At 71.9% G+C, this 25,287-nt stretch carries 25 protein-coding genes; 12 read left to right on the top strand and 13 right to left on the bottom strand.

Features of this window, described 5'->3' with window-relative positions:
* On the bottom strand, window positions 1-575 hold a 575-nt coding region (locus ACWCPM_RS17470), incomplete at its 3' end, for a maltotransferase domain-containing protein (protein ID WP_450977053.1).
* Window positions 576-646: 71 nt separating this feature from the next.
* Entirely contained in the window at window positions 647-943 is a 297-nt protein-coding gene (locus ACWCPM_RS17465) for a DUF5133 domain-containing protein (protein WP_450977052.1), read from the bottom strand.
* 298 nt (window positions 944-1,241) lie between these two features.
* Between ACWCPM_RS17465 and ACWCPM_RS17460 the strand changes: the two genes are divergently transcribed.
* Complete coding sequence (locus ACWCPM_RS17460) at window positions 1,242-1,754, top strand: pep a2 (protein ID WP_450977051.1); 513 nt, start codon at window positions 1,242-1,244, stop codon at window positions 1,752-1,754.
* Window positions 1,751-3,907 carry a glycogen debranching protein GlgX gene (glgX, locus tag ACWCPM_RS17455; RefSeq protein WP_450977050.1) on the top strand — a complete coding sequence of 719 codons (2,157 nt, stop codon included), beginning with the start codon at window positions 1,751-1,753 and terminating at the stop codon, window positions 3,905-3,907. The genes ACWCPM_RS17460 and glgX overlap by 4 nt, the downstream gene beginning before the upstream one ends.
* A 38-nt stretch (window positions 3,908-3,945) precedes the next feature.
* Here glgX and ACWCPM_RS17450 read toward each other — a convergent pair whose 3' ends face one another.
* The gene (locus ACWCPM_RS17450; protein WP_450977049.1) at window positions 3,946-4,749 is read right to left on the bottom strand and encodes a VOC family protein; all 804 of its coding nucleotides are present in this window, start codon (window positions 4,747-4,749) and stop codon (window positions 3,946-3,948) included.
* A gap of 125 nt (window positions 4,750-4,874) precedes the next feature.
* On the opposite strand from ACWCPM_RS17450, the gene ACWCPM_RS17445 reads away from it, so the two are divergent.
* Window positions 4,875-5,207, top strand: a complete 333-nt coding sequence (locus ACWCPM_RS17445) for an ANTAR domain-containing protein (RefSeq protein ID WP_450977048.1) — start codon at window positions 4,875-4,877, stop codon at window positions 5,205-5,207.
* Between the two features lie 12 nt (window positions 5,208-5,219).
* Here the strand turns inward: ACWCPM_RS17445 and ACWCPM_RS17440 are convergent, their stop codons facing one another.
* Complete coding sequence (locus ACWCPM_RS17440; RefSeq protein ID WP_450977047.1) at window positions 5,220-6,023, bottom strand: RNA polymerase sigma factor SigF; 804 nt, start codon at window positions 6,021-6,023, stop codon at window positions 5,220-5,222.
* A gap of 142 nt (window positions 6,024-6,165) precedes the next feature.
* On the opposite strand from ACWCPM_RS17440, the gene ACWCPM_RS17435 reads away from it, so the two are divergent.
* Window positions 6,166-6,300, top strand: coding sequence for a hypothetical protein (locus tag ACWCPM_RS17435; protein ID WP_450977046.1), 135 nt, complete (start codon window positions 6,166-6,168; stop codon window positions 6,298-6,300).
* Between the two features lie 160 nt (window positions 6,301-6,460).
* On the top strand, window positions 6,461-6,982 hold the full coding sequence (locus ACWCPM_RS17430) for a hypothetical protein (RefSeq protein ID WP_450977045.1): 522 nt from the start codon (window positions 6,461-6,463) through the stop codon (window positions 6,980-6,982).
* 18 nt (window positions 6,983-7,000) lie between these two features.
* Here the strand turns inward: ACWCPM_RS17430 and hemC are convergent, their stop codons facing one another.
* The 4 genes from hemC to ACWCPM_RS17410 form a co-directional block, all read right to left on the bottom strand.
* Window positions 7,001-7,933 (bottom strand): hydroxymethylbilane synthase, encoded by a 933-nt coding sequence (hemC, locus tag ACWCPM_RS17425; protein WP_450977044.1) that lies wholly within the window; start codon window positions 7,931-7,933, stop codon window positions 7,001-7,003.
* A gap of 49 nt (window positions 7,934-7,982) precedes the next feature.
* Entirely contained in the window at window positions 7,983-8,759 is a 777-nt protein-coding gene (locus ACWCPM_RS17420; RefSeq protein ID WP_450977043.1) for an NPP1 family protein, read from the bottom strand.
* Between the two features lie 192 nt (window positions 8,760-8,951).
* Entirely contained in the window at window positions 8,952-9,935 is a 984-nt protein-coding gene (locus ACWCPM_RS17415; RefSeq protein ID WP_450977042.1) for an ATP-dependent DNA ligase, read from the bottom strand.
* 73 nt (window positions 9,936-10,008) lie between these two features.
* Window positions 10,009-10,698 carry a response regulator transcription factor gene (locus ACWCPM_RS17410; protein ID WP_450977041.1) on the bottom strand — a complete coding sequence of 230 codons (690 nt, stop codon included), beginning with the start codon at window positions 10,696-10,698 and terminating at the stop codon, window positions 10,009-10,011.
* 313 nt (window positions 10,699-11,011) lie between these two features.
* Between ACWCPM_RS17410 and ACWCPM_RS17405 the strand changes: the two genes are divergently transcribed.
* Window positions 11,012-11,497, top strand: coding sequence for a peroxiredoxin (locus ACWCPM_RS17405; RefSeq protein ID WP_450977040.1), 486 nt, complete (start codon window positions 11,012-11,014; stop codon window positions 11,495-11,497).
* A gap of 528 nt (window positions 11,498-12,025) precedes the next feature.
* Here ACWCPM_RS17405 and ACWCPM_RS17400 read toward each other — a convergent pair.
* Entirely contained in the window at window positions 12,026-12,856 is an 831-nt protein-coding gene (locus ACWCPM_RS17400; protein ID WP_450977039.1) for an aldo/keto reductase, read from the bottom strand.
* Between the two features lie 177 nt (window positions 12,857-13,033).
* On the opposite strand from ACWCPM_RS17400, the gene ACWCPM_RS17395 reads away from it, so the two are divergent.
* A complete protein-coding gene (locus ACWCPM_RS17395; RefSeq protein ID WP_450977038.1) occupies window positions 13,034-14,002 on the top strand; it encodes a TauD/TfdA dioxygenase family protein in 969 nt (322 codons plus the stop codon).
* Between the two features lies 1 nt (window position 14,003).
* On the opposite strand, the gene ACWCPM_RS17390 is transcribed toward ACWCPM_RS17395, so the two are convergent.
* On the bottom strand, window positions 14,004-15,035 hold the full coding sequence (locus ACWCPM_RS17390; protein ID WP_450977037.1) for an LLM class flavin-dependent oxidoreductase: 1,032 nt from the start codon (window positions 15,033-15,035) through the stop codon (window positions 14,004-14,006).
* Window positions 15,036-15,387: 352 nt separating this feature from the next.
* Here ACWCPM_RS17390 and ACWCPM_RS17385 point away from each other — a divergent pair, with 352 nt between their 5' ends.
* The 4 genes from ACWCPM_RS17385 (at window position 15,388) to ACWCPM_RS17370 (ending at window position 20,332) form a co-directional block, all read left to right on the top strand.
* Window positions 15,388-16,743, top strand: a complete 1,356-nt coding sequence (locus ACWCPM_RS17385) for a chloride channel protein (RefSeq protein ID WP_450977036.1) — start codon at window positions 15,388-15,390, stop codon at window positions 16,741-16,743.
* A gap of 190 nt (window positions 16,744-16,933) precedes the next feature.
* Complete coding sequence (locus ACWCPM_RS17380; protein ID WP_450977035.1) at window positions 16,934-17,773, top strand: SDR family oxidoreductase; 840 nt, start codon at window positions 16,934-16,936, stop codon at window positions 17,771-17,773.
* 49 nt (window positions 17,774-17,822) lie between these two features.
* On the top strand, window positions 17,823-19,295 hold the full coding sequence (locus ACWCPM_RS17375; protein ID WP_450977034.1) for a cytochrome ubiquinol oxidase subunit I: 1,473 nt from the start codon (window positions 17,823-17,825) through the stop codon (window positions 19,293-19,295).
* Entirely contained in the window at window positions 19,292-20,332 is a 1,041-nt protein-coding gene (locus tag ACWCPM_RS17370; RefSeq protein WP_450977033.1) for a cytochrome d ubiquinol oxidase subunit II, read from the top strand. The genes ACWCPM_RS17375 and ACWCPM_RS17370 overlap by 4 nt, the downstream gene beginning before the upstream one ends.
* Before the next feature lie 29 nt (window positions 20,333-20,361).
* On the opposite strand, the gene ACWCPM_RS17365 is transcribed toward ACWCPM_RS17370, so the two are convergent.
* Window positions 20,362-22,200, bottom strand: coding sequence for a glycoside hydrolase family 15 protein (locus ACWCPM_RS17365; protein ID WP_450977032.1), 1,839 nt, complete (start codon window positions 22,198-22,200; stop codon window positions 20,362-20,364).
* A 95-nt stretch (window positions 22,201-22,295) separates the two neighbouring features.
* Window positions 22,296-23,243, bottom strand: coding sequence for a DUF389 domain-containing protein (locus ACWCPM_RS17360; protein WP_450977031.1), 948 nt, complete (start codon window positions 23,241-23,243; stop codon window positions 22,296-22,298).
* A gap of 346 nt (window positions 23,244-23,589) precedes the next feature.
* Here ACWCPM_RS17360 and ACWCPM_RS17355 point away from each other — a divergent pair, with 346 nt between their 5' ends.
* Window positions 23,590-23,922 carry a hypothetical protein gene (locus tag ACWCPM_RS17355; protein WP_450977030.1) on the top strand — a complete coding sequence of 111 codons (333 nt, stop codon included), beginning with the start codon at window positions 23,590-23,592 and terminating at the stop codon, window positions 23,920-23,922.
* 66 nt (window positions 23,923-23,988) lie between these two features.
* Here the strand turns inward: ACWCPM_RS17355 and ACWCPM_RS17350 are convergent, their stop codons facing one another.
* Window positions 23,989-25,188, bottom strand: a complete 1,200-nt coding sequence (locus ACWCPM_RS17350) for a glycoside hydrolase family 64 protein (RefSeq protein ID WP_450977029.1) — start codon at window positions 25,186-25,188, stop codon at window positions 23,989-23,991.
* Window positions 25,189-25,287: the final 99 nt, after the last annotated feature.

The raw sequence follows: 25,287 nt of genomic DNA, 5'->3' as shown, positions 1-25,287 counted from the left end.
AGCAGCGGCAGCGGCTCCGACGCGGTCACCAACTCCCGCAGCGGATACCGCGCGAGCACCCCGTCCACCTCGGGCGTCAACGCCGCCGCGAGGCGGGTGGCGACCGGCAGCTCGTCGTCCCGGAGGGTCCGCGCCGCGGCCAGCACCACCTTGCGGGCCGCGCGGTCGGGCAGCCCGGCGGCGGCGCGTTCGTACAGTTCGGCGCCCTCCTCCAGGACCAGGCCGGTGTCGATGCCCGCCGGCACCTTGATCCCGGCGATGTGCCGCCAGGTGGACACCGGATCGCTCCACGCCTCGACGGAGTACGTCCACAGGCCGACGGAGTTGGGTGTGACCTCGGCGCCCCAGCGGTCGGTGCCGGGGGCCAGTTCACGCATCGGTGTCCAGGGGCCGGGGCGGCCCTCGGGATCCCGCAGGACGACATCGGCGGCGACCGCGTCATGTCCCTCGCGGAACACTGTGGCCGTGACCTGGAACGTCTCTCCCGGCACGGCCTTCGCCGGGCGCCTGCCGCACTCCACGGCGGGACGGACGTCCCGGACCGGAATGCGGCCGATGGCCTCGGTCGTACTCATGGGTCTCACCTCCGACGTACTCAAAGCCGGGCCCCTCGGCCCGGCTAGGGATACTGCACCTGAAGAGGGGGCTAGAGCCCCGCCCGGGAACGCCGTCCCGAGGGCGGTCCCCTCCGGGCGACTCGGCCCGGACGCGGTCGGCAGGTCTCGTCCCGCAGATAGGCGGCCGGCGTCGTGCGCAGATAGCGCTCGGCCGCCTCGGCGGCCTCACGCGCGCAGCGCTTTCCCATCAGCACGCAGAGGGTGTAGCCCGAGTCCTCGAAGCCGGTCCGCACCGCGCTGTCGGTGGGGGCCGCGAGCGTCGCACGCTCCCAGGCCCGGTACCGCCGCAGCTGCCGGGTGACTTCGGCTCTGGCGGGTAGCAGCATGGCGCCGTTCACCTTCCGGGCGCTCGATGGGCACGTTCCCGACGGTCGGGCCGGCGGCCGTGCCCGCGAGGGGGCACGGATCCGTTACGGCGATCGAGGCACCTTCACTCATGGTGCACGCACGACGACCCAGCGTCTTGTTAGAGCTTCAACCATCACGGTGCTGCGCTCGTGTTGCACGAATGGACTAGCACCCGCACTGTTGTGGTGACTCGGAAGCGATCAGTGCTCACGCTTCGTGTTCGGGGATCGGCTTGCGAGGGCGAGGGCGCGAGAGCCTCGCCGGTGAGGAGCCACGATGAAGACCGCAGTGCCCTGCTACTACCACCTCGATGTGGAAGTCAGCCCGGAACGCGTCGGACAGGTCAGCCGCATCCTCGCGGCCCACCTGAAGTACTGGGATCTCGACCCGCTGGTGAAGCCCGTCTGCGGCAGCCTGGAACTGCTGCTGAAGGCCATCGACGAGCACGCGACGGACAAGCACACGTCGATCGAGATGTGGTGGAACGGCCAGCACCTGATCACCGCCGTCGGCGACGACGACCGGGAACTCCGCCCCGACCTCGACCTGCGCGCGTGCCTGGCGCACATCGCCGCGATGAGCGACGGCTGGGGCTGCTGCGCCACCGAGACCGGAAGCAAGGTCATCTGGTTCTCGCAGCGGGCCCGCTCCGGTGAGCGCGTCCCGCTGACGCCGAGGTCGCCCGCCCCCGATCTGCGCGAGGGTCTGCTGGTCCCCCGCGCGGCGCCGGTCGCGTCCCTCGCCACCCCGATGCTGCCGGCCGACGGCGCCCTGGAGGACGCGCGGTGACGAAGAAGAAGCCGAACGGCAGGGAAGGGGTGCCCGCGTGGAGCGGGCACCCCTATCCCTTGGGCGCCTCTTACGACGGCAAGGGCACCAACTTCGCGCTGTTCAGCGAGGTGGCGGAATCTGTCGACCTGGTCCTGGTCGACGAGCGCGGCAACCACCGCGCCGTCCCCCTGACCGAGGTCGACGGCTTCGTCTGGCACGGCTACCTGCCCGACATCAAACCCGGCCAGCGCTACGGCTACCGGGTGCATGGTCCCTGGCACCCGTCCGCCGGCCAGCGCTGCAACCCCGCGAAGCTGCTGCTCGACCCCTACGCCAAGGCCGTCGACGGGCAGTTCGACAACCACGCCTCGCTGTACGAGCGCGCCGCGTCCGGGCCCGACCCGGCCGACAGCGCCGGCCACACCATGCTGGGCGTGGTGACCGACCCGGCGTTCGACTGGGGCGAGGACCGCCCACTCGGACGGCCCTACGCCGACACTGTGATCTACGAGGCGCATGTGCGGGGCCTGACCCGCACGCACCCCGACGTGCCTCCCGAACTGCGCGGCACGTACGCGGGACTCGCGCACCCGGCCGTCGTCGCGCACCTCACCTCGCTGGGCGTGACGGCGGTCGAGCTGATGCCGGTGCACCAGTTCGTGCAGGACGGTGTGCTCCAGGACCGCGGTCTGGCCAACTACTGGGGCTACAACACGATCGGCTTCTTCGCGCCGCACAACGCCTACGCCGCGCACGGCACCCGGGGCGGGCAGGTCGCCGAGTTCAAGTCGATGGTCCGGGCGCTGCACGCGGCCGGGCTCGAAGTGATCCTCGACGTGGTCTACAACCACACCGCCGAGGGCAACGAGAAGGGCCCCACGCTCTCCTTCCGGGGCATCGACAACTCCTCGTACTACCGCCTCGTCGACGGGGACTGGCGGCACTACTACGACACCACCGGCACCGGCAACAGCCTGCTCATGCGGCACCCCTACGTGCTCCAGCTGATCATGGACTCGCTGCGGTACTGGGTCACCGAGATGCATGTCGACGGCTTCCGCTTCGATCTCGCGGCCACCCTCGCGCGGCAGTTCCACGAGGTGGACCGGCTCTCGGCGTTCTTCGACCTGATCCAGCAGGACCCCGTCATCAGCAGGGTCAAGCTGATCGCCGAGCCCTGGGACGTGGGGGAGGGCGGCTACCAGGTGGGCAACTTCCCGCCGCTGTGGTCGGAGTGGAACGGCATGTACCGCGACGCCGTACGGGACTTCTGGCGCGGGGAGGAACACACCCTCGGCGAGTTCGCCTCGCGGCTGACCGGTTCCTCCGACCTCTACCAGCACAGCAGGCGCCGTCCCCGGGCCAGCGTCAACTTCGTCACCGCGCACGACGGTTTCACCCTGCGCGACCTGGTGTCGTACAACGACAAGCGCAACGAGGCCAACGGCGAGGGAAACCGGGACGGCGAGAGCACCAACCGGTCCTGGAACTGCGGCGCCGAGGGCGACACCGGCGACACGGCGGTCCTCGCCCTGCGCGCCCGCCAGCAGCGCAACTTCCTCGCCACCCTGTTGCTGTCCCAGGGCATCCCCATGCTCTGCCACGGGGACGAGATCGGGCGCACCCAGGGCGGCAACAACAACGCCTACTGCCAGGACAGCGAGGTCTCCTGGATCGACTGGCGCCTGTCCGGTGAGCAGCGGGACCTGCGGGACTTCACGCGGTACGTCATCGCGCTGCGCGCCGCCCACCCGGTGCTGCGCCGCCGGCGCTTCTTCCGCGGCGAGACGGTCCGGCACGCCGGGCAGCCGCTGCCGGACCTGGTGTGGCTGCAGCCGGACGCGACCGAGATGGCGGACGAGGACTGGCAGCGCTCCGACGCGCACACCGTCGGCGTCTTCCTCAACGGCGACGCCATCGCGGAGCCCGACGCACAGGGGTGCCGCGTGGTCGACGACTCCTTCCTGCTGCTGCTCAACAGCTACTGGGAGCCGGTGGACTTCCGGCTCCCGGACAGCGCGTACGGCGAATACTGGACCACGCTGATCGACACCGCCGACCCGCAGGGCCCGCCGGACGAGACCGAGCACAAGGCGGCGACCGCCCTCACGGTGGAGGCGCGCAGTCTCGTCCTGCTCTCCCGGCCGTCACGCGGCGCGCCGTCCTCCTAGACGGTCCCGCCGGGCGGAGTCGGGAACGCCGGGGGCCCTCACGGCTCCCGGCGCGAGGTCACGGTGAACTGCGCCCCGTCGGGGTCGCGCAGCACGGCCTCGACGGGGCCGATGCGCAGCACGCTGCCGCCGTGGTGTTCCGCCGCCCGCGCGCATTGCGCGACGTCGGAGACGGCGAAGTGGATCTGCCAGTGCGGCCGGATCGTCGGATCGGGGGCCGCGCCCAGGGCACCGGACTCGATACGGGCCACCACATCGCCTCCGCTGCGCAGGACGACCTCCTCGCCCTCGTAGTTGATCTCGCAGCCGCCGCGGGTCGCCGAGGCCCACTCCAGCACCTCGCCGTAGAAGATCGCGGCGTCGAAGGCGTCACGGGTGTGCAGCCGGATGAAGGCCGGCGCGGCGCGGTGCCAGGTCTCCCAGTCGGTGACCAGTTCCCCCTCCCAGATGCCGAACGTCGCGCCGTCCCGGTCGGCGAGCAGTGCCGCCCGCCCGGGAGGCAGCGAGATCGGTCCGACCGCCGCCGTACCGCCCCGCTCCTGGGCCCTGGCCACCGCGAGATCCGCGCTGGGGACGGCGAAGTAGGGCGTCCAGGCGACGGCCATCTGCCACATGGCCGCCACCGCGGCGATCCCGGCCACCGGCGCGCCGTCCACGATCGCGATCCGGAAGTGCTCGCCGAGCCTGGCCTTGCGCCAATCCCAGCCCAGCACGGCGGTGTAGAACTCCTCGGTGGCACGCAGGTCCCGGCTGGTGAGGCTCACCCAGCAGGGCGCGCCGAAGACGTCCTTGGTGGTGACCACGCCGCCGGCGCGGGTCGTGGGGGTCGTGTCATGTGTCATGGCAGTCGTCCTGGTCTCGTCGACCGGCAGCCACCGGTTCGACACCAGTGTCCGACCGGAAGCGGTCGTGGCGCCTGCCGAGTACCCCGGTGGCAGGCGTCAGTCCGGGTGGGGAGGATGGGGGAATGGCAGGAGTACCGCACGAGCCCGCCGACGACACGGACCGGCTCCGGGCCTTGGAGGACGAGATCGTCCAGCTCAAGGAGGCCGTCAGTTCGCACGCCGTGGTCGACCAGGCGATCGGCATGATGGTGGCACTCGGAAGGGTGACGCCGGACGAGGGATGGGCGGTGCTGAAGGAGGTATCCCAGCACACCAACACCAAGCTGCGCACGGTGGCGGAGCTGGTCCTGATCTGGGGCCGCGACGGGGAGATGGCCCCGGAGCTCCGCGCCGAGCTGGAGGACGCGCTGGACCGCTACGGTCCCACCCAGATCCCCGGGGCGCCGCCCGAGTGACTTTGCGGGGCCTCAGCGGGGTGTCCCCGGTGTCCCGGCGAGCAGTTCCTCGCGCAGCCTGGCGAAGCAGGCGCTGAGCAGCCGGGAGACGTGCATCTGCGAGATGCCCAGCTGCTGCGCGATGCAGCTCTGTGTCATCCCCTGGAAGAAGCGCAGATAGAGGATGGTCCGTTCCCGCTCGGGCAGGGCCTGCAGACAGGGCGCCACGGCGACCCGGTCGACGACGATGTCGTAGCTCGGGTCCGGCCCGCCGATCGCGTCGGCGAGGGAGTAGCCGTCGGTCCCGGGCATCTCGGCCTCCAGGGACAGCGCGGTGAAGCACTCCAGCGCCTCCATGCCGGTGCGCACCTCGTCCTCGCTGAGTTCCGCGTACGCGGCGATCTGGGCGACGGTGGGAGGCCGGCCGGGTGTGGTCTGGGAGAGTTCCTTGGTGGCGCGCCGGACGCGGTTGCGCAGATCCTGGACGCGGCGCGGGACGTGCAGCGTCCACATGTGGTCACGGAAGTGGCGCTTGATCTCGCCCGTGACGGTCGGCACGGCGTACGCCTCGAAGGCCCGGCCGCGCTCGGGGTCGTAGTGGTCGACCGCCTTGACCAGGCCGAGGGCGGCGACCTGATAGAGATCCTCCAGGGCCTCGCCGCGGCCCCGGAAGCGCACGGCGATCCGCTCCGCCATGGGCAGCCAGACGCGGACCAGCTCGTCCCGCAGCGCCTTGCGCTCCGGACCGTCGGGTAGCTGCCGCATGCGCACGAAGTCGGCGGCCGTGTCGGGAGCGTCGTCGTGCGGATGCTGCTTCGTTCTGCTGGCGGTACGCATGGCGCGCCTCCCTCAGCAGGTGCCGGGTGGACAGACACCGTGGCCACCGACGCGCCCGGACCGATCACAGGAAGTCGTGCGAGGGCGGCGTAGCGGTCCCACGGACGTGCCTCCTGTCCGAAGCACTCATATAGGTATTCCCATGACAAACATACACAAAACGCCCGCCTGGCCTCCGGGGTCCGGATCTTCCGCGCTGCTCCAGGCCGTCGCCGTGATCGCCGCCGCCCGCTCCTCGCCGGGCCGGCACGGCGTTCCGGCGGGGGTGCCGACGTGATGTGCGGCACGCCCGGGAGGGGGCCCGCGCGGATTCTCCCTGCGCACGGCTTGATCAGCGATCACAGGGGGGAAATCCCTGGCCACAGCCCATTCTGCGCATTTGACACTGCGCTGAGCCCACGGATAGGAAGCAGCTTCGAGAGGGCGAGAGGTGGAGTGTGTACGAGCCGAACGTGGTCGGGGACTGGCAGGAGTACGACGAGCATGCCGGTCTGCGCGTTCGCGTCCACGGTCTTGAGCGGGCCGAGCCGCCGCGCGGACGCGACGACGCCGCCGAGGGGCTGACGTACTTCCGGCTGCGGGTGACCGTCGAGAACCGTGGCGAGGACCGCCTCGGCATCCACCTGGAGGACGGCCAGATCGACGTGCGGATCGGCCCCGACGGGGAGAGCGCGTTCGTCGACTGGCGCAACTCGCAGTTCATCGAGGGCTACGACGTCTACCCGCTGCGCCGCGCCACCGCCGTGATGTACGGGGCGGGGCCCGAGGCGGCCCTCGGGCAGGTGGACGTCCAGATCCAGCTGCGCGTGGACGAGGACTGGGCCGAACGCCGGCTGTGGACGGGCGGCACCGGACTGGACGAGACCACCCCTTGCGCCCCGGCCGGAGCCGGCCGGGAGAGCCTCGCCCTTCAGGTCAGCAACTTCCTGCGCGAGCAGGCCGAGGAGGGCACCGCCTGACGGGGCCGCCGAGGGCCGTCAGTGCGCGATGCCGTCGATGATCTCGCGGGCACCCTGACGCAGCAGGGCCACGGCGACCGACGTGCCCAGGGTGGCCGGGTCCAGCCGCCCCGCCCACTCGTGGGCGTTGAGGCGGGTCTTGCCGTCGGGAGTGAACACGCAGGCCCGCAGCGAGAGCTCGCCGTGGTCGATCCGCGCGAACCCGGCGATCGGGCTGTTGCAGTGCCCTTGCAGCACATGCAGGAACATCCGCTCCGCCGTCGCCTCCCGGTGCGTGCCGGGGTCGCCGAGCACGCTGACCGCGTCGATCAGGTCGCTGTCGCCCTCGCGGCACTGGAGGGCGAGGATGCCCGCGCCGATGGGCGGCATCATCACCTCGGGGGAGAGGACCTCGCTGATGACGTCCTGGCGGCCGAGGCGCTCCAGACCGGCGACCGCCAGCAGCAGCGCGTCCGCGTCACCGGCGGCGAGCTTGTCCAGCCGTCGGCCCGCGTTGCCGCGGAAGGGCACGCACCCCAGATGCGGATGGGTGGCGGCCAGCTGGGCGACACGGCGCACCGAGGAGGTGCCGACGCGGGTGCCGGGCGGGAGTTCGTCCAGGGTGAGCCCGCCCGGATGCACCAGCGCGTCACGGATGTCGTCGCGCTTGAGGAACGCCGCGAACACCGTGCCGGCCGGCAGCGGACGGTCGGCGGGCACGTCCTTGACGCAGTGCACCGCGAGGTCGGCCTCACCGGCCACGAGCGCCGCGTCGACCTCCTTGGTGAACGCGCCCTTGCCCTCGACCAGGGAGAGGTCGCCGAGCCACTTGTCGCCGGTGGTCCTCACCGGCAGCACCTCGGTTCTCACCCCGGGGTGACGGGCGGTCAACTCGGCCTGGACGCGGGCCACCTGGGCGAGCGCCATGGGGGAGTCGCGGGAGACGATGCGGATCAGTGCGGGGACCGGCATGCGGACACGATAGACCGTCACCGGCCCCCGCCGCGCACGAGCGCGTCTGTCAGGCGTTGGGGTCGAACGCGATGCCGGACGGCTTCGCCGAGGCCAGGTGGGAGGTGAAGCTGCCGTCCTTCAGGCCGAAGTGGGCGCTGCCGAAGTTGTGCGACGACAGCTTCTCCCGCACGCCCGCCGGGTAGCCGTTCCAGCCGACCAGCGTCGGGTACTGCCAGGTCCCCTTGTGGTTCTCCGGCGGGTCGTCGTTGGAGTTGGCGGCACGGAAGCAGTGCGTGCTGATGCCGTCCTTGTGGTACACGACCTTCGCGTGCGTGCCCTCGAAACGTATCGCCGAGGCGTTGTGGACGGTGAACGAGCCGTGGTTGGACGTCGAGACGTACTTCACCTGGTTGTCCTGCACCCACACCACGACGTGCTCCCAGTCGTGGCGGTGCCCGCCGAGGCTGCTTCCCGGCAGGGCCTGGTCCTTCTCGAAGTACAGGCCGTACAGGATGCCGCACCAGCCGTTGTTGCACTTGTAGCGCGAGTAGCTGTTGGTGTTGTCCAGGTCCGAGGCGTCACGGCAGTTGCCGTTCAGCGCGCCGGTCGGGTTCAGGCCGCCGTTGACGGTGCCGTCGGCGCTGATGGCGGGCGTGGCGTAGCAGCCGTCCTTGTCGTAGTCGAAGGCCGGCTGGAACGTCCGCTCCAGGCTGTCGGCGTTGCCGGGCAGCGCCGGCGGCGGGGCGGCGAAGGCGGTGGCGGGAAAGGCGATGACGAGCGCGGCGGCACCACCGAGCACGGTGAGCCATCTCCTGCGATGTACGACGGACTTCTGCGACGACACTGCGTCCTCCTCCTGGTTCGGGCGCAGCCCAAGGGCTGTGGGGGGAAAGGCAGTTCAGCTTCCCGGGAATGCCCGCCCACGCCAAGAGGTCACAGGCGTCCCGTCGGTGAAGGGCAGCCCAATAGTTGTCTGCTGAAGCAACGTCAGGAGAGCTCAGGAGACGCCAAAAGATGTCAGAAGCCGCCGGGTGCGTCAGCCGAGGTGTTCCGGCAGGTCGGCCGCGGACTCCTCGGGCGTCAGGTCGGGCCGCAGCCGCAGCCAGGACGGCTGGCGCAGCAACCCGGCCCGGGTACGGGTGCTGTAGCGGACCTCACCGACCAGCCGGGGCAGCACCCAGCGCGCTCCTGGCGCCGGGGGCACCGGATCGAAGGGGCAGACGTCGCTCGCGTGCTCCCGTAGCAGTGCCGCGAGTTCCGCCCGTTCGGCCTCGCTCCAGCCGGTACCCACGCCGCCGACGTAGCGCAGCCGCCCGGCCGCGTCGCGCTGGCCGACCAGCACCGCTCCCGGAAGGCCGGTCAGCCGGCCCTTGCCGGGCTGCCAGCCGCCCACGACGACGTCCTCGCCGCGCATGTTGCGGATCTTGATCCAGGCGCGGGAGCGGACACCCGGTTCGTACACCGAGTCCAGCCGCTTGCAGACCAGGCCCTCCAGACCGTGGTCGACGGTGGCCCGGAGCGCCCGGGCGCCATGGCCGACCAGTGCGCCCGGGGTGGACCAGAACGGTCCTGCCAGGCCCAGTTCCTCCAGCCGGGCACGCCGCCGGGCGTAGGGCTGACCGGTCAGGGAGTGCCCGGCCACGTGCATGACGTCGAACAGCACGAGATGGACCGGCACCTGGGCCGCCCGGCGCGCCGCCCGCGCCGGTGCGTGGGCGAGGCCCATGCGGGACTGGAGCAACTGGAAGTCGGCGCGGCCCTGTTCGTCCAGGGCCAGCACCTCCCCGTCCAGCACCGCGGCCGTGCCGCCGAGGGCGGCACCGAGCGGAAGCAGTTCGGGGTAGGCCCCGGTGATCTCCTCCCCGGACCTGGCGCGCAGCACCACGCCTCCGTCGCCGGGCAGATACACCACCGCGCGCTGTCCGTCCTGCTTGGTCTCGTACGCCCACCGCGCGTCCTGGGCGGCGGGCGGCAGGGTTCCGGGTGTGGCGAGCATGGGGGCGATCAGCGGCAGGGTCACGGCTTATGGTGTCGACGGGGCAGGGCGGCGCCACGCGCCCCGCCCTCAGGTTTCCCCTGAACGGGGGGCAGGGTCAGAGCGCCGCCGACGGTGGCGGCAGGGCTCCCGCCAGCCCCGACTGGTAGGCGATGACGACCAGTTGGGCACGGTCACGGGCGCTCAGCTTCGTCATCGCCCGATCCACGTGCGAGCGCACGTCCGGCGCGCTGACCAGGAGCTTCTCCGCGATCTCCGCGTTGCTGCGGCCCTCGGCCACCCGGCCCATCACCTCACGCTCCTCGGCTGTGAGCGCGGCGAGGTCCTCGGGCGCCGCCAGTCGCGCGCCGTCCTCGGGTGCGGAGAGGAACCGGGTGATCAGGGCGCGCGTGGCGAGCGGGGAGAGCAGGGAGTCGCCCGCCGCCACGGTCCGTACGCCGTCGAGCAGCGCGTCGGGGGTGGCCTGCCGGCCGAGGAACCCGCTGGCCCCGGCCGCCAGCGCCTCGGCGACGTCCTGGTCGATCTCGCAGGAGGTGAGGACCAGCACTCGGGTCGCGGACAGGTCGGGGTCGGCGCAGATGGCGGACGCGGCGGCCGGTCCGTCACCGCCGGGCAGGCGGATGTCCATCAGGACGACGTCGGGCCGGTGGGCCCGGGCGAGCTCGAGCGCCCGGGCGCCGTCGACGGCCTCGGCGACCACCTCCATGTCGTCGCAGGAGTCGATCAGGATCCGGAAGGCGGCCCGCAGCAGGGCCTGGTCGTCGGCGAGCAACACGCGGATGGTCATGAGGTGCGTTCTTCCCTTGCCTGGGGAGCGGGGGTGCGGTGGCGCGGTGGTGACCTCGTCGGTGACGTGATCCCGGGCGGCCGGGTCATCCGGTCGGTGGGTCCTGTCCCATGGTGGGCGATCTCCACCGATAAGGCCGGTCGGCCGCCCCTGCCGGCGGCACATGTCATCCGCGCGAGGTACGCCGCCCCCGGGCGCGCCGCGCCGGGTCGGCGCGGAGGCGGGCACTTCCTGAGCCCCGGGGCGCCCACCGGGTGCCGCGACCGCTCTACCGGCGAGTACCATCTCGCGGCAGGCCACCCGAGGAGGAACCGTGCCCCCGTCCCAGCCGTTGGTCGGCGACAAGATCGAGGACTTCGAGCTGCCGGACGAGACGGGCACGCCCCGCCTGCTGACCGAGCTGCTCGCCGACGGACCCGTCGTGCTGTTCTTCTATCCCGCCGCTCTCACCCCCGGCTGTACCGCCGAGGCCTGCCACTTCCGTGATCTGGCGGCGGAGTTCGCCGCCGCAGGCGGGAGGCCCGTCGGCATCAGCGGCGACCCGGTCGAACGGCAGGCGGAGTTCGCCGGACGGCACACGCTGGGGATGCCGCTGCTGTCCGACGTGGACGGCGCCATCCGCGAACGCTTCGGTGTGATGCGGGGCTTCCAGCTGGCCCCCACCAAGCGCGTCACCTTCGTGATCGCCGAGGACCGCACGGTCCTGGAGGTCGTGCGCAGCGAGCTGCGTATGAACACCCACGCCGACCGGGCCCTCGCCGCGCTGCGCGCGCACCGGGGCGCGGGAGCCCCTGACTGAGAGCCGTGGCCGCGCCACCGGCCCCATCCGCGATGTAGGCGGACACCCGCGACCCGGGCACGCGGACGACCTCCGCGCACCGACTGGGCCCACCGCGTGCCCGGCGTGCCCCCGCGGGCGGCCGGGCCTTCACCAGCGGCCATGCCTCCGTGTCGCGCTGTCCGCCGCGGAACCGGGTGAGCGCGAACGCGCAGTACGGCTTCGGGCCGTCGAGCCGGAAACGTGGCGTGCCCCCGCTTCAGTGACCCCCCGTAGCCGACCGGCCGTTCCTCTCGGTCGCGGCTCGCGGGCCCGTACGTCCCGTCGTCCCGGCCGATCACCGTGCCGCCGCCGTACTCGCCCGCCGGGACGGCGCCCTCGAACTCCGGGTGCTCCAGCGGGTGGTCCTGCCCCGCACCGAGAGCCGCTTGTCCCTGGGGCAGGCGGTCCGCCCTCGCGTCTGCGGCAGCAGGTCAGCAGCCGGTCGCCGGAGCTCACCCACTGCTCCCTCCGTGCGCCCGCGACACCGGGTGTCCCGGGCCCCCGGGCTCAGAACTCCTCGTGCACCTCGGGGTCCCCGCCGGTGCGCCGGGGCACGCGGTCGGCGACGGCCCGCATCTGGGCGGGTGCCAGGGTGAACCCGAAGATGTCGAGGTTCTGCCGCTGCCGCTCGGCGTCCGCAGACTTGGGGACGGGCAGCGCGCCCAGCTGGGTGTGCCAGCGCAGCACGACCTGACCGGGCGTCACGCCGTGCGCCTCGGCGATCGTGACGACGACGGGGTCCTGGAGCAGGTCGGTGCCCCGGCCGAGCGGGGTCCAGCTCTCGGTGACGATGCCCTTCTCGGCGTGGAAGGCCCGCGCCTCCTCCTGCGGGAGGTACGGATGCAGCTCGATCTGGTTCACGGCGGGCAGCACGCCCGTCTCCTCCTCCAGCCGCCCGATGTGCTCGGCCGTGAAGTTGGAGACCCCGATCGACCGTACGAGGCCCTCCTCGCGGAGTCTGATCATGGCCCGCCAGGAGTCGACGTACTTGCCGACCCGGGGGAGCGGCCAGTGGATCAGATACAGGTCCACCCGCTCCAGGCCCAGCCGGCGCCGGGACTCCTCGAAGGAGGCGAGCGTCTCCTCGTAGCCGTGGTGCCGGCCCGGCACCTTCGTCGTCACGACGATCTCCTCGCGCGGGACGCGGCTGCGGGCGATCGCACGGCCCACGCCGGTCTCGTTGCGGTAGTTCGTCGCCGTGTCGATCAGGCGATAGCCCAGGTCCAGGGCGGTGAGCACCGCCCGCTCCGCGTGGGCGTCGTCCATCGGCCAGGTGCCCAGGCCGATGGCGGGGAGCGTCGTGCCGTCGTTGAGTGTGTGCGCCGGAATGCCGTCCACGGTCCACCCTTCCGCTCCGCTGTGCCGTACGGCCAGTATGGGCGGGCCCGGCCGGGCCCGCCGCCGCGCGCCCGGCGCGGCCGGAAGAGGCCTGGACGGGACGGGTGCGGCTCGCCACGCTGGAAGATCACTGTCACGCTCTTTGACGGAACAGGCCGGACGACCGACGGAGTGCGCATGACGAGGGACAGGGCCATGGCGGGGAACCGGGCCGCGGGGGTCGGGGTGAACCCGGTGGCCGGGTACATCGGAGCCGAGATCACCGGCGTCGACCTGGCCGGTGGGCTGGACGACGCGCAGGTGGCCGTGGTGCGCGAGGCGGTGCTGCGCTGGAAAGTGGTGTTCTTCCGCGGGCAGCGCCTGGACCACGCGGCGCACGTGGCGTTCGCGCGACGGTTCGGCGAGCCGGTGGTCCTGGGGCGCCGGGGCGGCGCCTCACCGGCCGGCTTCCCGGAGATCGAGACGACCGCAGACCGGCTCGAGCTCGGCGGCCGGTTCGGCATGGAGCACGAGGAGTGGCTCCAGCGCCGCCGGCACACGCTGCTGCGCGGCTGGCACTGCGACCACGGCGCGCGCATCGATCCGCCCGCCGCGACGATCCTGCGCGCGGAGACCGTTCCGCCGTACGGCGGCGACACGACCTGGTCGAACCTGGCGGCGGCGTACGCCGGACTGTCCGCGCCGGTGCGGGAGTTCGTGGACGGGCTGCGCGCCGAGCACCGGCTCGGCGTCGGCTACCAGCCCCGGCCCGGCGACGACGCCTACCTGCGCCATCTGCTGGACCACCAGGTGGCCTCGGTGCACCCGCTGGTGCGCGTCCACCCGGAGACCGGTGAGCGGGTGCTCTACGTCAACGGCTACTACGTCGAGCAGATCACCGACGTCTCCCGCGCCGAGAGCCGACTGCTGCTGGAGATGCTCCTGGAACAGGCCGTCCGCCCGGAGTACACGGTCCGCTTCCGCTGGGAGCCGGGCAGCGTGGCCTTCTGGGACAACCGCGCCACCGTCCATCTGGCGCCCGGCGACAACGCCCACCTCGGGCACCCGCGGATCATGCACCGGGTGATGCTCGCCGGTGAGGTTCCCGTCGGCGTGGACGGCAAGCCCTCGGAGCCTGTCACCGGCACCGAGCCGGGACGCTGGTGAGTCAGGCGCCCGGCCGCCACCCCAGTGCCGGGGCCAGCTTCGTCGTCATGTCGGTGAGGATCTGCTCGTAGTCCTCGTGCGCGAAGGTGAACGGCAGCGCGAACGCCACCTCGTCCACCTCCCGGAACGCGGCGTGCGCCGCCAGGCGTCCGGCGAGTTCCTCCGACGTGCCGACCAGGTCCGGCGCGAACAGCAGCCGCGCCGGTCCCTGCGGGGACGTCGTGCGGGCCAGGCGTCCGGCGGCGTACGCCTCGTACTTGGCGCGCTGCTTCGGTGAGGCCGAGTCGGTGGGGATGACGACCAGCCCCTGGGAGACGCGTGCCGACTCGCCGTCGGGGTGGGCGGCGCGGAAGGCACGGATGTGCGACAGCTGGACCGCGGCGAAGTCCACGGGCTCGTCCTCGGCGCCCTCCGCCTTCACCACGCTGCTGACCAGCAGGTTCATGGCGTGCTCGCCGGCCCACCGGGCGGACCGGACACTGCCTGCGCCATACCACATGCGACGGCCCAGCCCCGGCGCCTGGGGCTGCACCCGGTCACTGAACACCTCGATGCCCTCGACGCCGCTGAAGCCGGTGGCGGGAACGCCACGCACGAAGTCCAGCAGCCGCTCCACCCGCCCGTAGCCGAAGTCCTCGGCGTCCGCGGTGTCCGGGTAGAGGGCGTCCCTGACCCGGTCGTAGTGCAGCGGCGGGCCCACGCTGACCCCCGGGTTGAGGCGGCCACCCGACAGGACGTCGACGGTGGCCAGGTCCTCGGCGAGCCGCAGCGGGTTCTCCCAGCCGAGCGGGGTGACCGCGGTGCCGAGTTCGATGCGCCGGGTGCGCTGCGTGGCGGCGGCGAGGACGGCGACGGGCGAGGAGATGCCGTACTGCAGATGGCGGTGGCGCAGCCAGGCGCTGTCGAAGCCGAGCCGCTCGCCCAGCTCGATCAGCTGGAGCGTCGACTGGTGGCCGCGCCTCGGGTCCGCCTCGTCGAACAGCCCGATCGTCAGGAAACCCAGCTTGCGCAGTGGTCGTGATGTCGGCGGCACCCATTCCTCCGGGGTCTCTCGAACCTCTCCTACCACGGTGCCAACACGATGGCGGCCCGCGCTGTTCCCGTCGGACGCCGTCCCGGACCAGGACGGTGGCGGCACCGGGAGCGGGCGCCGCGGTGCGCGCGGAGGTGCGGGGCCCTTGATCGGGTGCTGCAATGACGGGAGATCGGGTGCCGCGGCGACGGAAGAAGCGGGGGTGCCGCGCACCGACCGCACGGGAGATGAGTGAGCATGCCGGGACTTCTCAGGGGTGTCGTCCGCACCGATCCGGTTGCGGGTGACGCCACCGCGACGTCCGGACGGGTCGCGCGACGCCGGGCGAATCGGCGGGCCGAACAGGGCGGTCTTGGCTGAGGCGGAGGGGCGGGGAGCCGCGCCGGACGAGGACGCCGCCGCGGCCCCCGCCGCCGGCCCGCAGGAAGAGGCGGACCGGCTGCGCGATCTGCTGCGCACCCCGGCCTACCAGAAGGCGCTCCTGCTCTCCGCGCTCGTCGGAGTCCCGGTCTCCCTGGCCGCGTTCTGGTTCCTGGCCGGACTCCATGAGCTGGAACGTCTGGTGTGGACCTCGATGCCCGCGTGGCTGGGCCGGGAGACTCCCCCTTGGTGGTGGCCGCTGCCGCTACTGGCGGTCGCGGGCCTCGTCGTCGGGCTGGTCGTCAAGAATCTGCCCGGCGCCGGAGGTCACGTTCCGGCCGAAGGCATGAACGCCAAGGGGACGACTCCCGCCGCTCTGCCAGGGGTGCTCCTCGCGGCCCTGGCCAGTCTGCCGCTCGGTGCCACGCTGGGCCCGGAAGCACCGTTGATCGCGCTCGGCGGCGGACTGGCGCTGCTGTTCGCGCAGACGGTCCGGACGCTGAGGACACCGGACGGCAAGGCCCTCGTCGGCGCGGCGGGCTCCGCCGCGGCGATGGCCACGATCTTCGGGAATCCCCTGGTCGCCGCGGTGATCCTCATCGAGATGGCCGGGGTGGGCGCCTCTCAGCTGTTCGCGGTCATGCTGCCGGCGCTGCTGTCCAGCGGCATCGGCGCCCTCGTCTTCACCGGATTCGGCCGCTGGACGGGCCTGTCCACGGGAAGTCTGAGCCTGCCGCTGGGAGTGCCGATTCCCCGCCTCGACGCCGGGGACGTCCTCTGGTCGGTGGTGATGGGCGTCGTCATCGCCGCCGCGCTCCACACGGTCCGGGTCACCGGACAGCGGGTGGCGGGGTTCGTCGCCGGGCGGCCCGTCACCGGTGCGGTGCTCGGCGCGCTGGCCGCCGGGGTCTGCGCCTGCGTGTACACCCTGACCGTCGGCCGCACCCCGGCGGACGTGGCGTCGTCCGGTCAGGACGTGCTCGCCCGGCTGGCCGAGGACCCGCACGCCTGGGGCGTCGGCGCCCTGATCGCCGTACTGCTGTGCAAGTCGGTGGCGTACGCGCTGTGTCTCGGCAGTCTGCGAGGCGGTCCCATCTTCCCCGCGCTGTTCCTGGGCGGTGCGGCCGGCGTGCTGCTCGCGCCGCTGCCGGGCCTGGGAGTGGTGCCCGGCATGGCGGCGGGGATGGCGGCCGCGGCGGCGGCGATGCTGCGGCTGCCGGTCAGCAGTGTGGTGCTGGTCGTTCTCGTTCTGCACAGTCAGGAAGTGATCCCCGTGGTCATCCTCGCCTCCGTGGTGGCCTTCGTGACGGTCCAGCTGCTGCCGACCGGGCGGAAGGGAAGGACATGACCCCGGGAGACACGCCACCTCGGCCGGCCCGTGGGAAGACGCGGGCGTTCCACCCGGGTGAAGATCCTCCGCCGGTCGGCGCAGAGGGCACGCGCCCTGTCCACGGCCGCCCGGCCCCGGTGATTGGGTGCCGCTGAACCTCCGGGCCCGGCCCGGCCGGTCCGGGCCACCAGTCGAGGAGTCGGTCATCGTGAGTTCCCCCGAGGGCGCACCCCAGGGAGTGATCCCCGCACACCTGCTCAAGGGCCAGAAGGCGCTGGTCACGGGCGCCAACTCCGGGATCGGCAAGGCCACCGCCGTCGCCCTGGGCCGGGCGGGCGCCGACGTGGTGGTCAACTACGTCGCCGGGTCCGAGGAAGCGGACAAGGTGGTCGAGGAGATCGCCTCCTTCGGGGTGCGGGCGGCCGCCTATCAGGCGGACGTCTCCGACGAGGACCAGGTCGTCGCCATGACCGGCCGGATGGTCGAGGAGTTCGGCACCATCGACATCCTGGTCGCCAACGCCGGCATGCAGCGCGACGCCCCCTTCACCGAGATGACGCTCGCCCAGTGGCAGAAGGTCCTGGACGTCAACCTCACCGGCCAGTTCCTCTGCGCGCGCGAGGCCGTCAAGGAGTTCCTGCGGCGCGGGGTCGTCCCCGAGGTGTCGCGCGCCGCGGGCAAGATCATCTGCATGAGCTCCGTGCACCAGATCATCCCCTGGGCCGGGCACGTCAACTACGCCGCGTCCAAGGGCGGCGTCCAGATGATGATGGAGACGCTGGCCCAGGAACTCGCCCCGCGGAAGATCCGGGTCAACGCGATCGCCCCGGGCGCCATCAAGACCCCCATCAACCGCAGCGCCTGGGAGACCCCCGACGCCCGGACGGACCTCCTGAAGCTCATCCCCTACGCGCGCGTCGGCGAGCCCGACGACATCGCCCACGCGGCCGTCGGCCTCGCCTCCGACCTCATGGACTACGTGGTGGGCGCCACTCTCTACGTGGACGGCGGCATGACTCTCTTCCCCGGGTTCGCCACCGGCGGCTGACTCGTCTCACCCGTCTCGGCTCCCCGGCCGACCCTACAGAGAGAGCCCTATGCACGACACGGTCCAGTTACTCGCGGACGCCCCCGCCCAACTGCTCCCGGCCAGATCACTGATGGCCTTCACCCTCGCCTCCCACATCATCCTGGTGCCGCTGGGTGTGGCGCTGCCGCTGATCACGCTCATCATGCACGGCTACGGGCTGCGCCGCGGCGACGCGACCGCCCTGCTGCTGGCGCGGCGGTGGTCGGCGGTCATGGCCGTCCAGTTCGCGATCGGCGTCGTCACCGGCACCGTGCTGTCGTTCGAGTTCGGGCTGCTGTGGCCGGGCCTGATGGGCAGATGGGGCGATGTCTTCGGTATCGGGTTCGGCGTCGAGGCATGGGCCTTCTTCCTGGAGGCCGTCCTGATCGCCATCTACCTGTACGGCTGGCGGCGGCTGCCCGCCCGCACCCACTTCCTGCTCGCGCTGCCCCTGCCCGCCGCGGCGCTGCTCGGTGCCTTCGGGATCCTGGCCGCCAACTCCTGGATGAACACCCCGCGGGGGTTCACCCTCGACGCCGCGGGCTATCCGGTGGACGTGCGGATCTGGAAGGCGATCTTCACGCCCATGTTCGGCCCGCAGTACTGGCACTTCGTCATGGCGATGCTCCTGACCGCGGGCTACGTCGTGGCCGGGGTCTATGCCACGGGCTGGCTGCGCGGACGCCGGGACCGCTACCACCGGCTCGGCTTCGCCGTCCCCTTCACGGTCGCCGCGGTGATCACGCCGGTGCAGTTCGTGCTGGGCGACTCCATCGCGCGGGCGGTCTTCCAGAAGCAGCCGGTGAAGTTCGCCGCCATGGAGATGGTCTGGAAGACCGACACGCACGTCCCGGAGTACCTCTTCGGCCGGCTGCATCCCGACGGGACCGTCACCGGCGGGATCAAGATCCCGCAACTCGACTCCATCCTCGCCGGGTTCAGTCCGGAGACCAAGGTGACCGGACTGACCTCCGTCCCCGCCGACCAGCGGCCGAACCCCGCACAGGCCACCATCGCCCACTGGGCCTTCGACATCATGGTCGGCATCGGCTCCGCGCTGCTCCTGCTCGCCCTTTGGTACGGCCTGGTCTGGCTGCGCCGCCGCAGGCCGCCCTCCTCGCCGTGGTTCTACCGCGGTGCCGCCGTGGCCGGGGTCGCCTCCGTCGTCGCGGTCGAATGCGGCTGGATCACCACCGAGGTGGGGCGTCAGCCGTGGATCGTGTACGAGAACATGCGGGTCGCCGAAGCGGTGACCTCGACGCGTTCCACCGGCCTGTGGATCATGTTCGGACTCGTCGTCGTGGTCTACGTCTTCGTCTTCGGGTCGTTCCTGGCGGTGCTGCTCAGGATGCGGTCCCGCTGGCGGCTCGCCGACGAGGCGGGCGCGCCGGCGGAGACACCGGAGACGGACACGCCCTACGGGCCGCGCTCCAGGACGCCGGCAGGGAGCGCCGCCGGGCCGCCCGGCGGTGGCGCCTCGTCCCCGGGAGACCATTCATGATCGCGGGTGTCATCGCCGTCGTGCTGCTGCTGGCGATCGCCGCCTACGCGTGCGCCGGAGGCACCGACTACGGCGCGGGCTTCTGGGACCTGACCGCGGGCGGAACGGAGCGCGGCCGGCGCCCCCGACGGCTGATCGACCACGCGATGGCCCCCGTGTGGGAGGTCAACAACGTCTGGCTGATCTTCGTGCTCGTCATCATGTGGACGGGCTTCCCCTTCCTCTTCCAGCAGGTGTTCACCGCCATGTGGCTGCCGCTGGCCCTGGCCGCCGTCGGCACCGTGCTGCGCGGCGCCGGTTTCGCCCTGCGCAAGCCCGTACGGCGGCTGGCCGGCCGGCGCCTGTACGGCGCGGTGTTCGCCGTCGCCTCCCTCCTGACGCCGTTCTTCCTCGGCGCGGCGGCGGGGGGAGTGGCCTCGGGCCGGGTGACGTCCGGGACGACGGCGTCGGCGCACGCCTGGGCCAACCCCACGTCCGTGCTCTTCGGCCTCCTCGCCGTGGCCACCACCGCGATGCTCGGGGCGGTCTTCCTGGCCGCGGACGCCCGGCGGTTCGAGGAGGCGGACCTGGACGGCTACTTCCGCCGGCGGGCACTGGGCGCCCTGGCCGTCGTCGCCGTGCTCGCCCTGCTCACCCTCGCGGTCACCCATCAGGACGCGCCTTACGTCTGGCAGGGGCTCACGCACGGCGTCGGGCTCTTCTTCGTCGTCGTGTCGGCACTGGCCACGCTCCTCACGGGCCTGCTGCTGATCCGCCCGTCCGGGGCGTGGTCGCGGGTCGCCGCGACCGCCGTGGTCGCGTCGGCCGTCATCGCGTGGGGCATGGCGCAGCGCCCGTACCTGATCCCGACCTCCCTGACCGTCGCCGACGGCGCCGGTGCGCACACCTCGCTGCGCTGGCTGGGCCTCGTCACGCTGGTCGCGATGGTGCTCATCGTTCCCGCGGTCGCCCTGCTGTACTGGCTGGACACCCGGGGGGAGCTGGAGGGTCTCACCGACGCCGACCTGCGGCGCGGTGCCGCCCCCGACGAGGGCTGACCACCGAGGGGCAAGAACGCGCCCGCAGCCTACGTCCGGCAGAGGATGCCGTTCAGGGTGATCGCCGCGTCGATCAGGGCGAGGTGGGTGAACGCCTGGGGGAAGTTACCCAGTTGACGGCCCGTCGGATCGATCTCCTCGGAGTACAGGCCCAGATGGTTGGCGTACCCCAGCATCTTCTCGAACACCAGGCGCGCCTGCTCGGTACGCCCCGCGCGGGCCAGCGCGTCGACGTACATGAAGGTGCACAGCGAGAAGGTGCCCTCCGAGCCCCGCAGTCCGTCGGGAGAGGCTTCCGGGTTGTAGCGGTAGACCAGGCTGTCGCTGACCAGTTCGTCCTCCATGGCGTCGAGGGTCGACGTCCACAGCGGGTCCTCGGGGGTGATGAAGCCGACCGTCGCCATGCGCAGCAGCGAGGAGTCGAGCACCGAGGTGTCGTAGTGCTGGACGAACGCCTGACGTTCCTCGTTCCATCCCTTCGACATGACCTGCTCGTAGATCTCGTCCCGCGTGCGGCTCCAGCGTGCCGAGGTGGCCGGCCTGCCGTTCGCCTCGGCGAGCCGCAGGGCGCGGTCGAAGGCCACCCAGGACATCACCCGGCCGTAGGTGAAGTCCCGCCGGCCGCCGCGCGTCTCCCACAGGCCCTCCTCCCCGCTGTCCCAGTGGTCGGCCAGCCAGTCCAGATTCCTCAGCAGCGCGTACCATCCCTGGTGCCCCACCTGGAGGCCGTGCCGGTGGGCGAAGTAGACGCTGTCCATCGCCTCGCCGTAGATGTCCAGCTGGAGTTGTGTCGCGGCCCCGTTGCCGATCCGCACCGGCGCGGAGCCCGCGTAGCCCTCCCAGTGGGCGAGAATCTCCTCGTCCAGGTCGGGGGAGCCGTCCACCCGGTACATGATGTTCATGGGGCCGGTGGCGCCGTCCCGTCCCGCCCGTTGCCTGACCCGGTCGCCGATCCACTGGATGAACGCCCTGGCCTCGCCGGTGAAGCCCAGCCCCAGCAGGGCGTAGACCGAGAAGGAGGCGTCCCGGATCCAGGTGAACCGGTAGTCCCAGTTGCGTTCGCCTCCCAGTTGCTCGGGGAGCGCCGCCGTCGGCGCGGCCACCACCGCGCCGCTGGGGGCGTAGGTCATGAGCTTGAGCGTGATCGCGGACCGCTCCACGGCCTCGCGCCAGCGCCCCGAGTACCGGGACTGCCGCAGCCAGGAGCGCCAGAACAGGACCGTCTCGTCGTGGAGTCGCTGGTACTCGGCGAGGCGTATCGAGCGGGGCGGCCCGTCGGCGGCCCACTCCAGGACCAGCCCGCGCTGCTGCCCGGCCCGCAGGGCCAGGGTGAGATGGAGGTCGTGCTGCCGGTCCAGGAGGACGTCGAGCACCAGGTCGTCCCCGGGTTCTCGGATCGGGTGAACCGTGAGTGCCGTGCCGTCCTGCGCGGCGAACACGGCGCCGTGCTCGGTGAGGTGGAGCCGATGGGGCGTGCGGCCGTAGTCGAAGCGCGGGGCGATGTCGATCTCGAACGTCATGCTGCCGCGCACACAGCGGACCATGCGCACCAGCCGGTGGCTCTCCGTGGCCGTCGTGCCGGTCACCGGCATGAAGTCGATCACCTCACCCGCGCCGGCCTCGGTCATGAACCGGGTGATGAGGATCGCCGTGTCGGGGAAGTACAACTGCTTCGTCGCGTACGTCGTGTGCAGCGGACGGACGGAGCACTCCCCGCCCTTGTCCTTGTCCAGGAGCCCGCCGAAGACGCTGGGCGAGTCGAAGCGCGGAACGCACATCCAGTCGACGGTCCCCGTCGTCGTCACGAGGGCCGCGGTCTGCAGATCGCCGATGAGCCCGTGATCCTCGATCAGTGGGTAGTCGTCCATCGGAGCGGCCCCTTCCGGTGTGCGATTCACCCGAACGCACCCCCCGGATCAGCGTAAGTCGGGGTCACCCGTTCGGCCTGTCGGACGGAGGCCCGCTACCGCGGGGGCGGCGCGGCGGCACGGCGCCTCGCGCGGTGCCACACCCGGCGCTGCACACGCAGGGTGAGGACGCCGACGGCCACGAGGACGAACACGTTGAGCAGCAGCTGGATCAGCGAACCGCCCGCCTGCCGCCAGTCGGTGAAGGCCAGCGACACCGCGACGTCCGAGGCGGCGGGGATCGTCGTCACCGAGATGAAGACGCCGAGCAGGGCACTGCCGCGCGCCTCGGTGAGCGAGACGATCCCCACGACGCTGGCCAGGAACGCCACGGCGACGGAGAAGAAGTTCGGCGTGCCGATCAGGTGGGAGACGGGCCGCAGGCCCAGCTCGAAGGCGTCGTGCAGTCCGGCGCCCCGGGACAGCGCGGCGAACGCCAGGGTGACCACCATGGCCAGCAGGAAACCGGCGGTGAGCGCACGCGCCCCCTCCCGGACCCTGCGGCGGTCATGGCGGTCCAGGCCGAGGGCGACGGCGGTGATCGCGTTGTACTCGGGGCCCACCACCATGGCCGCCACGACGAGGATCTGCGAGTTCGTCATGATGCCCACCGCGCCGATGAGCCCGGCGACGACCATGAACAGGTAGAACGACGGCGCGTACGTCGCCTCCGCACGGATCCGCGCGTCCACGGCGGCCCACAGCGGCGTCCGGACCAGCACCGCCGGCTGCCCGGCCTCGATCCGCTCCGCCTGCCGCGAGAACATCAGGCCCACTCCGTCGACGGCGATCGACCCGGCACGCTCCACACCCAGTTCGCGCAGTCCGTCCAGCACGTCGTTCGCGGCACCCTGCACCACGTCGCACTCCAGGGCGTCGCGGTCCGGCACATGGGCCGAGGTGACGACCACGACGTTGAGCACCCGTGCGTTCGCGCCGAGCAGGTCGACGACCCGCCGGGTCAGGGCGCGCGGCATGACCAGGCGGAAGTGGATCAGGTCCATCCGGACACCTCCGAGGGCGAGGGACCAGGTCCCGGGGCCGTCGGTCCGGCGCGCCGCCCGGTGCCTGACGCTCCCGTCCCGCGCGCAGCGCCGCCGCCTGGAGGTGTCCCTGGCTGCCGGACGCGTCGACGGTGGCGCCGGGTTCGTCGGCCTGCGGCGGGTCCGGCAGGTCGGACCGAGACCCCCACTATCACCTGATACGTCCGACCGCGCCGGGTGCGAGGCCGGCACCGCCCGTAGGCGTCCCCGCAACGGCCGCCCTCGCCGGGCGCATCCGCCGACGCCGACGGATAGTGGTTGCCGGGACGACGTTCCAGCCGGCTCCTCGCCACGCACAGGAGGTTCGATGGCCGCCAGACGGTCGCTGACCGCGCTCACCGGCGTCGTGGTGCTCGGCCTCGTGGTGACAGCCTGCGAGGACCACGCGCTCGGCACGATCGAGCTGCGTACCGGGCGCGAGACTGTCGAGATGCTCACGGACCCGTCGGTCGACGGGTGTCACCGCTTCCGTGAAGGGGTGGTGCACGTCAACAATCGAACGCTCAACGACATCATCCTGTACACGACGCCCGACTGCTCCGAGCCGCGGGGCGGGGAGAGCGTGTACCTGCCCACGGAGACGTCGGACGACGTGGTCCGTTCCACGGGCCTGTGGCGCAGTTTCACGGTGGTGCACTGACGCCGCGACGGCACGGCGAAGGCCGGGGCCTCGGCGGCCCCGGCCGGTGGTGAGAGGCGTCCCGCGTCAGCTGAACGGGTCCAGCGTCAGATGCGCCTGCTGCGGGTTGCCGTCGTGGACCAGCGACTCGTGGTGGCCGACGTCGTCGAAGGCGAAGGCGTACGCCTTTCCGTCGGCCATGCGGTCATGGATGATCCGGGCGTAGTGGTTGGTCACCGCGTCCTTGTAGAAGTTCGCGGACGAGGTGTCCGGCTGGTTCGGGTTGGTGAGCAGCGTCGAGCGGTTGAAGCCCGCGCACAGGGTGCGGGAGATGGGCCCGCGGACCTGGTCGTTGGGGGCGTCGAGCAGTCGGTGACAGCCGAAGACACTGCTCGCGTCGGGCTTCTGGAAACGGGTGACGACCGCACCGGAACCGTTGGTGAAGTTCATGACGCCGCCGGAGACCCGCCCGAAGTACCGCGTGTTCGGCTGGTCGGAGAACGGGGTGACGGTGAGCGTCGTCGTGGTGTACCTCTGCCAGACGCGGTCGATGTAGTCGTTCATGACGGAGGCCGGAAGGGCTCCGGTCTCCAGTCCGTACAACGGTGACAGCGCCCGCAGCACCGTGCCGTCGGGGCGGGTCTGGACCAGGCCGCCCCAGCCGCCCGGCTGGGCCCGCAGTGCGTTGAACACCCCGGTGTAGCCACCGGACTTCAGCTTGCCGGTGCCGGCCACGCTGCCGTCGGCGCGCTGAACCCCGACCGAGTACGGCGCCGAGAACATGTCGACCTGTGTGCTGTTGAGCCACAGACCGGAGTCGTTGAGCGTGTACTCCGACCAGTTGAAGAGGATGTTGCGGTTCGGGTCGCTGGGGTTCTGCACGGCCGGCTGCACCAGGCCGCCGGTGGTGAGCCGGAAGTCGAGCTTCTGGCCGTACGAGAAGTAGATCCGGCCGGAGAGCTTGGGGATGCGGATCGTCTTGGTCTGCCCGGCGGCCGGGCCGGGGATCGACGCGTCCGGTGCCGGGGTGGGCGGGTTGCCGCCGGCAGGCCAGGCGTGGAAGGTGCCGCCCGCGTCGGCCCAGCCCTGCTGACCGGTCGTCAGCGAGGTACCGAGGGTGTAGACGTACACCTGTTCGCCCCGGGCGGAGCTGTTGGTGATCTTCAGGGGGATGGTGGCGGGGACCGCGGCGTCCGCGGGCGCCGACGCGCCGAACGTGAGCAGCGCGCCGAGCAGGGTGGACGCCGCGGCTGCCGTGAGGAGCCGGTGTGTGAGGCGTGCGAGCACTCTCCACCTCCGTGCGGTGTGGGGGGAGTTGGTCCGTACCTGGTTGTGAGAGCGCTCTCAGGTTTGCGCTGGGGCGCGAGCATGTCAATGACTTCGACA

The sequence above is a fragment of the Streptomyces sp. NPDC002309 genome, assembly GCF_053593375.1.
This window is presented reverse-complemented; position numbering and strand designations above follow the sequence as displayed.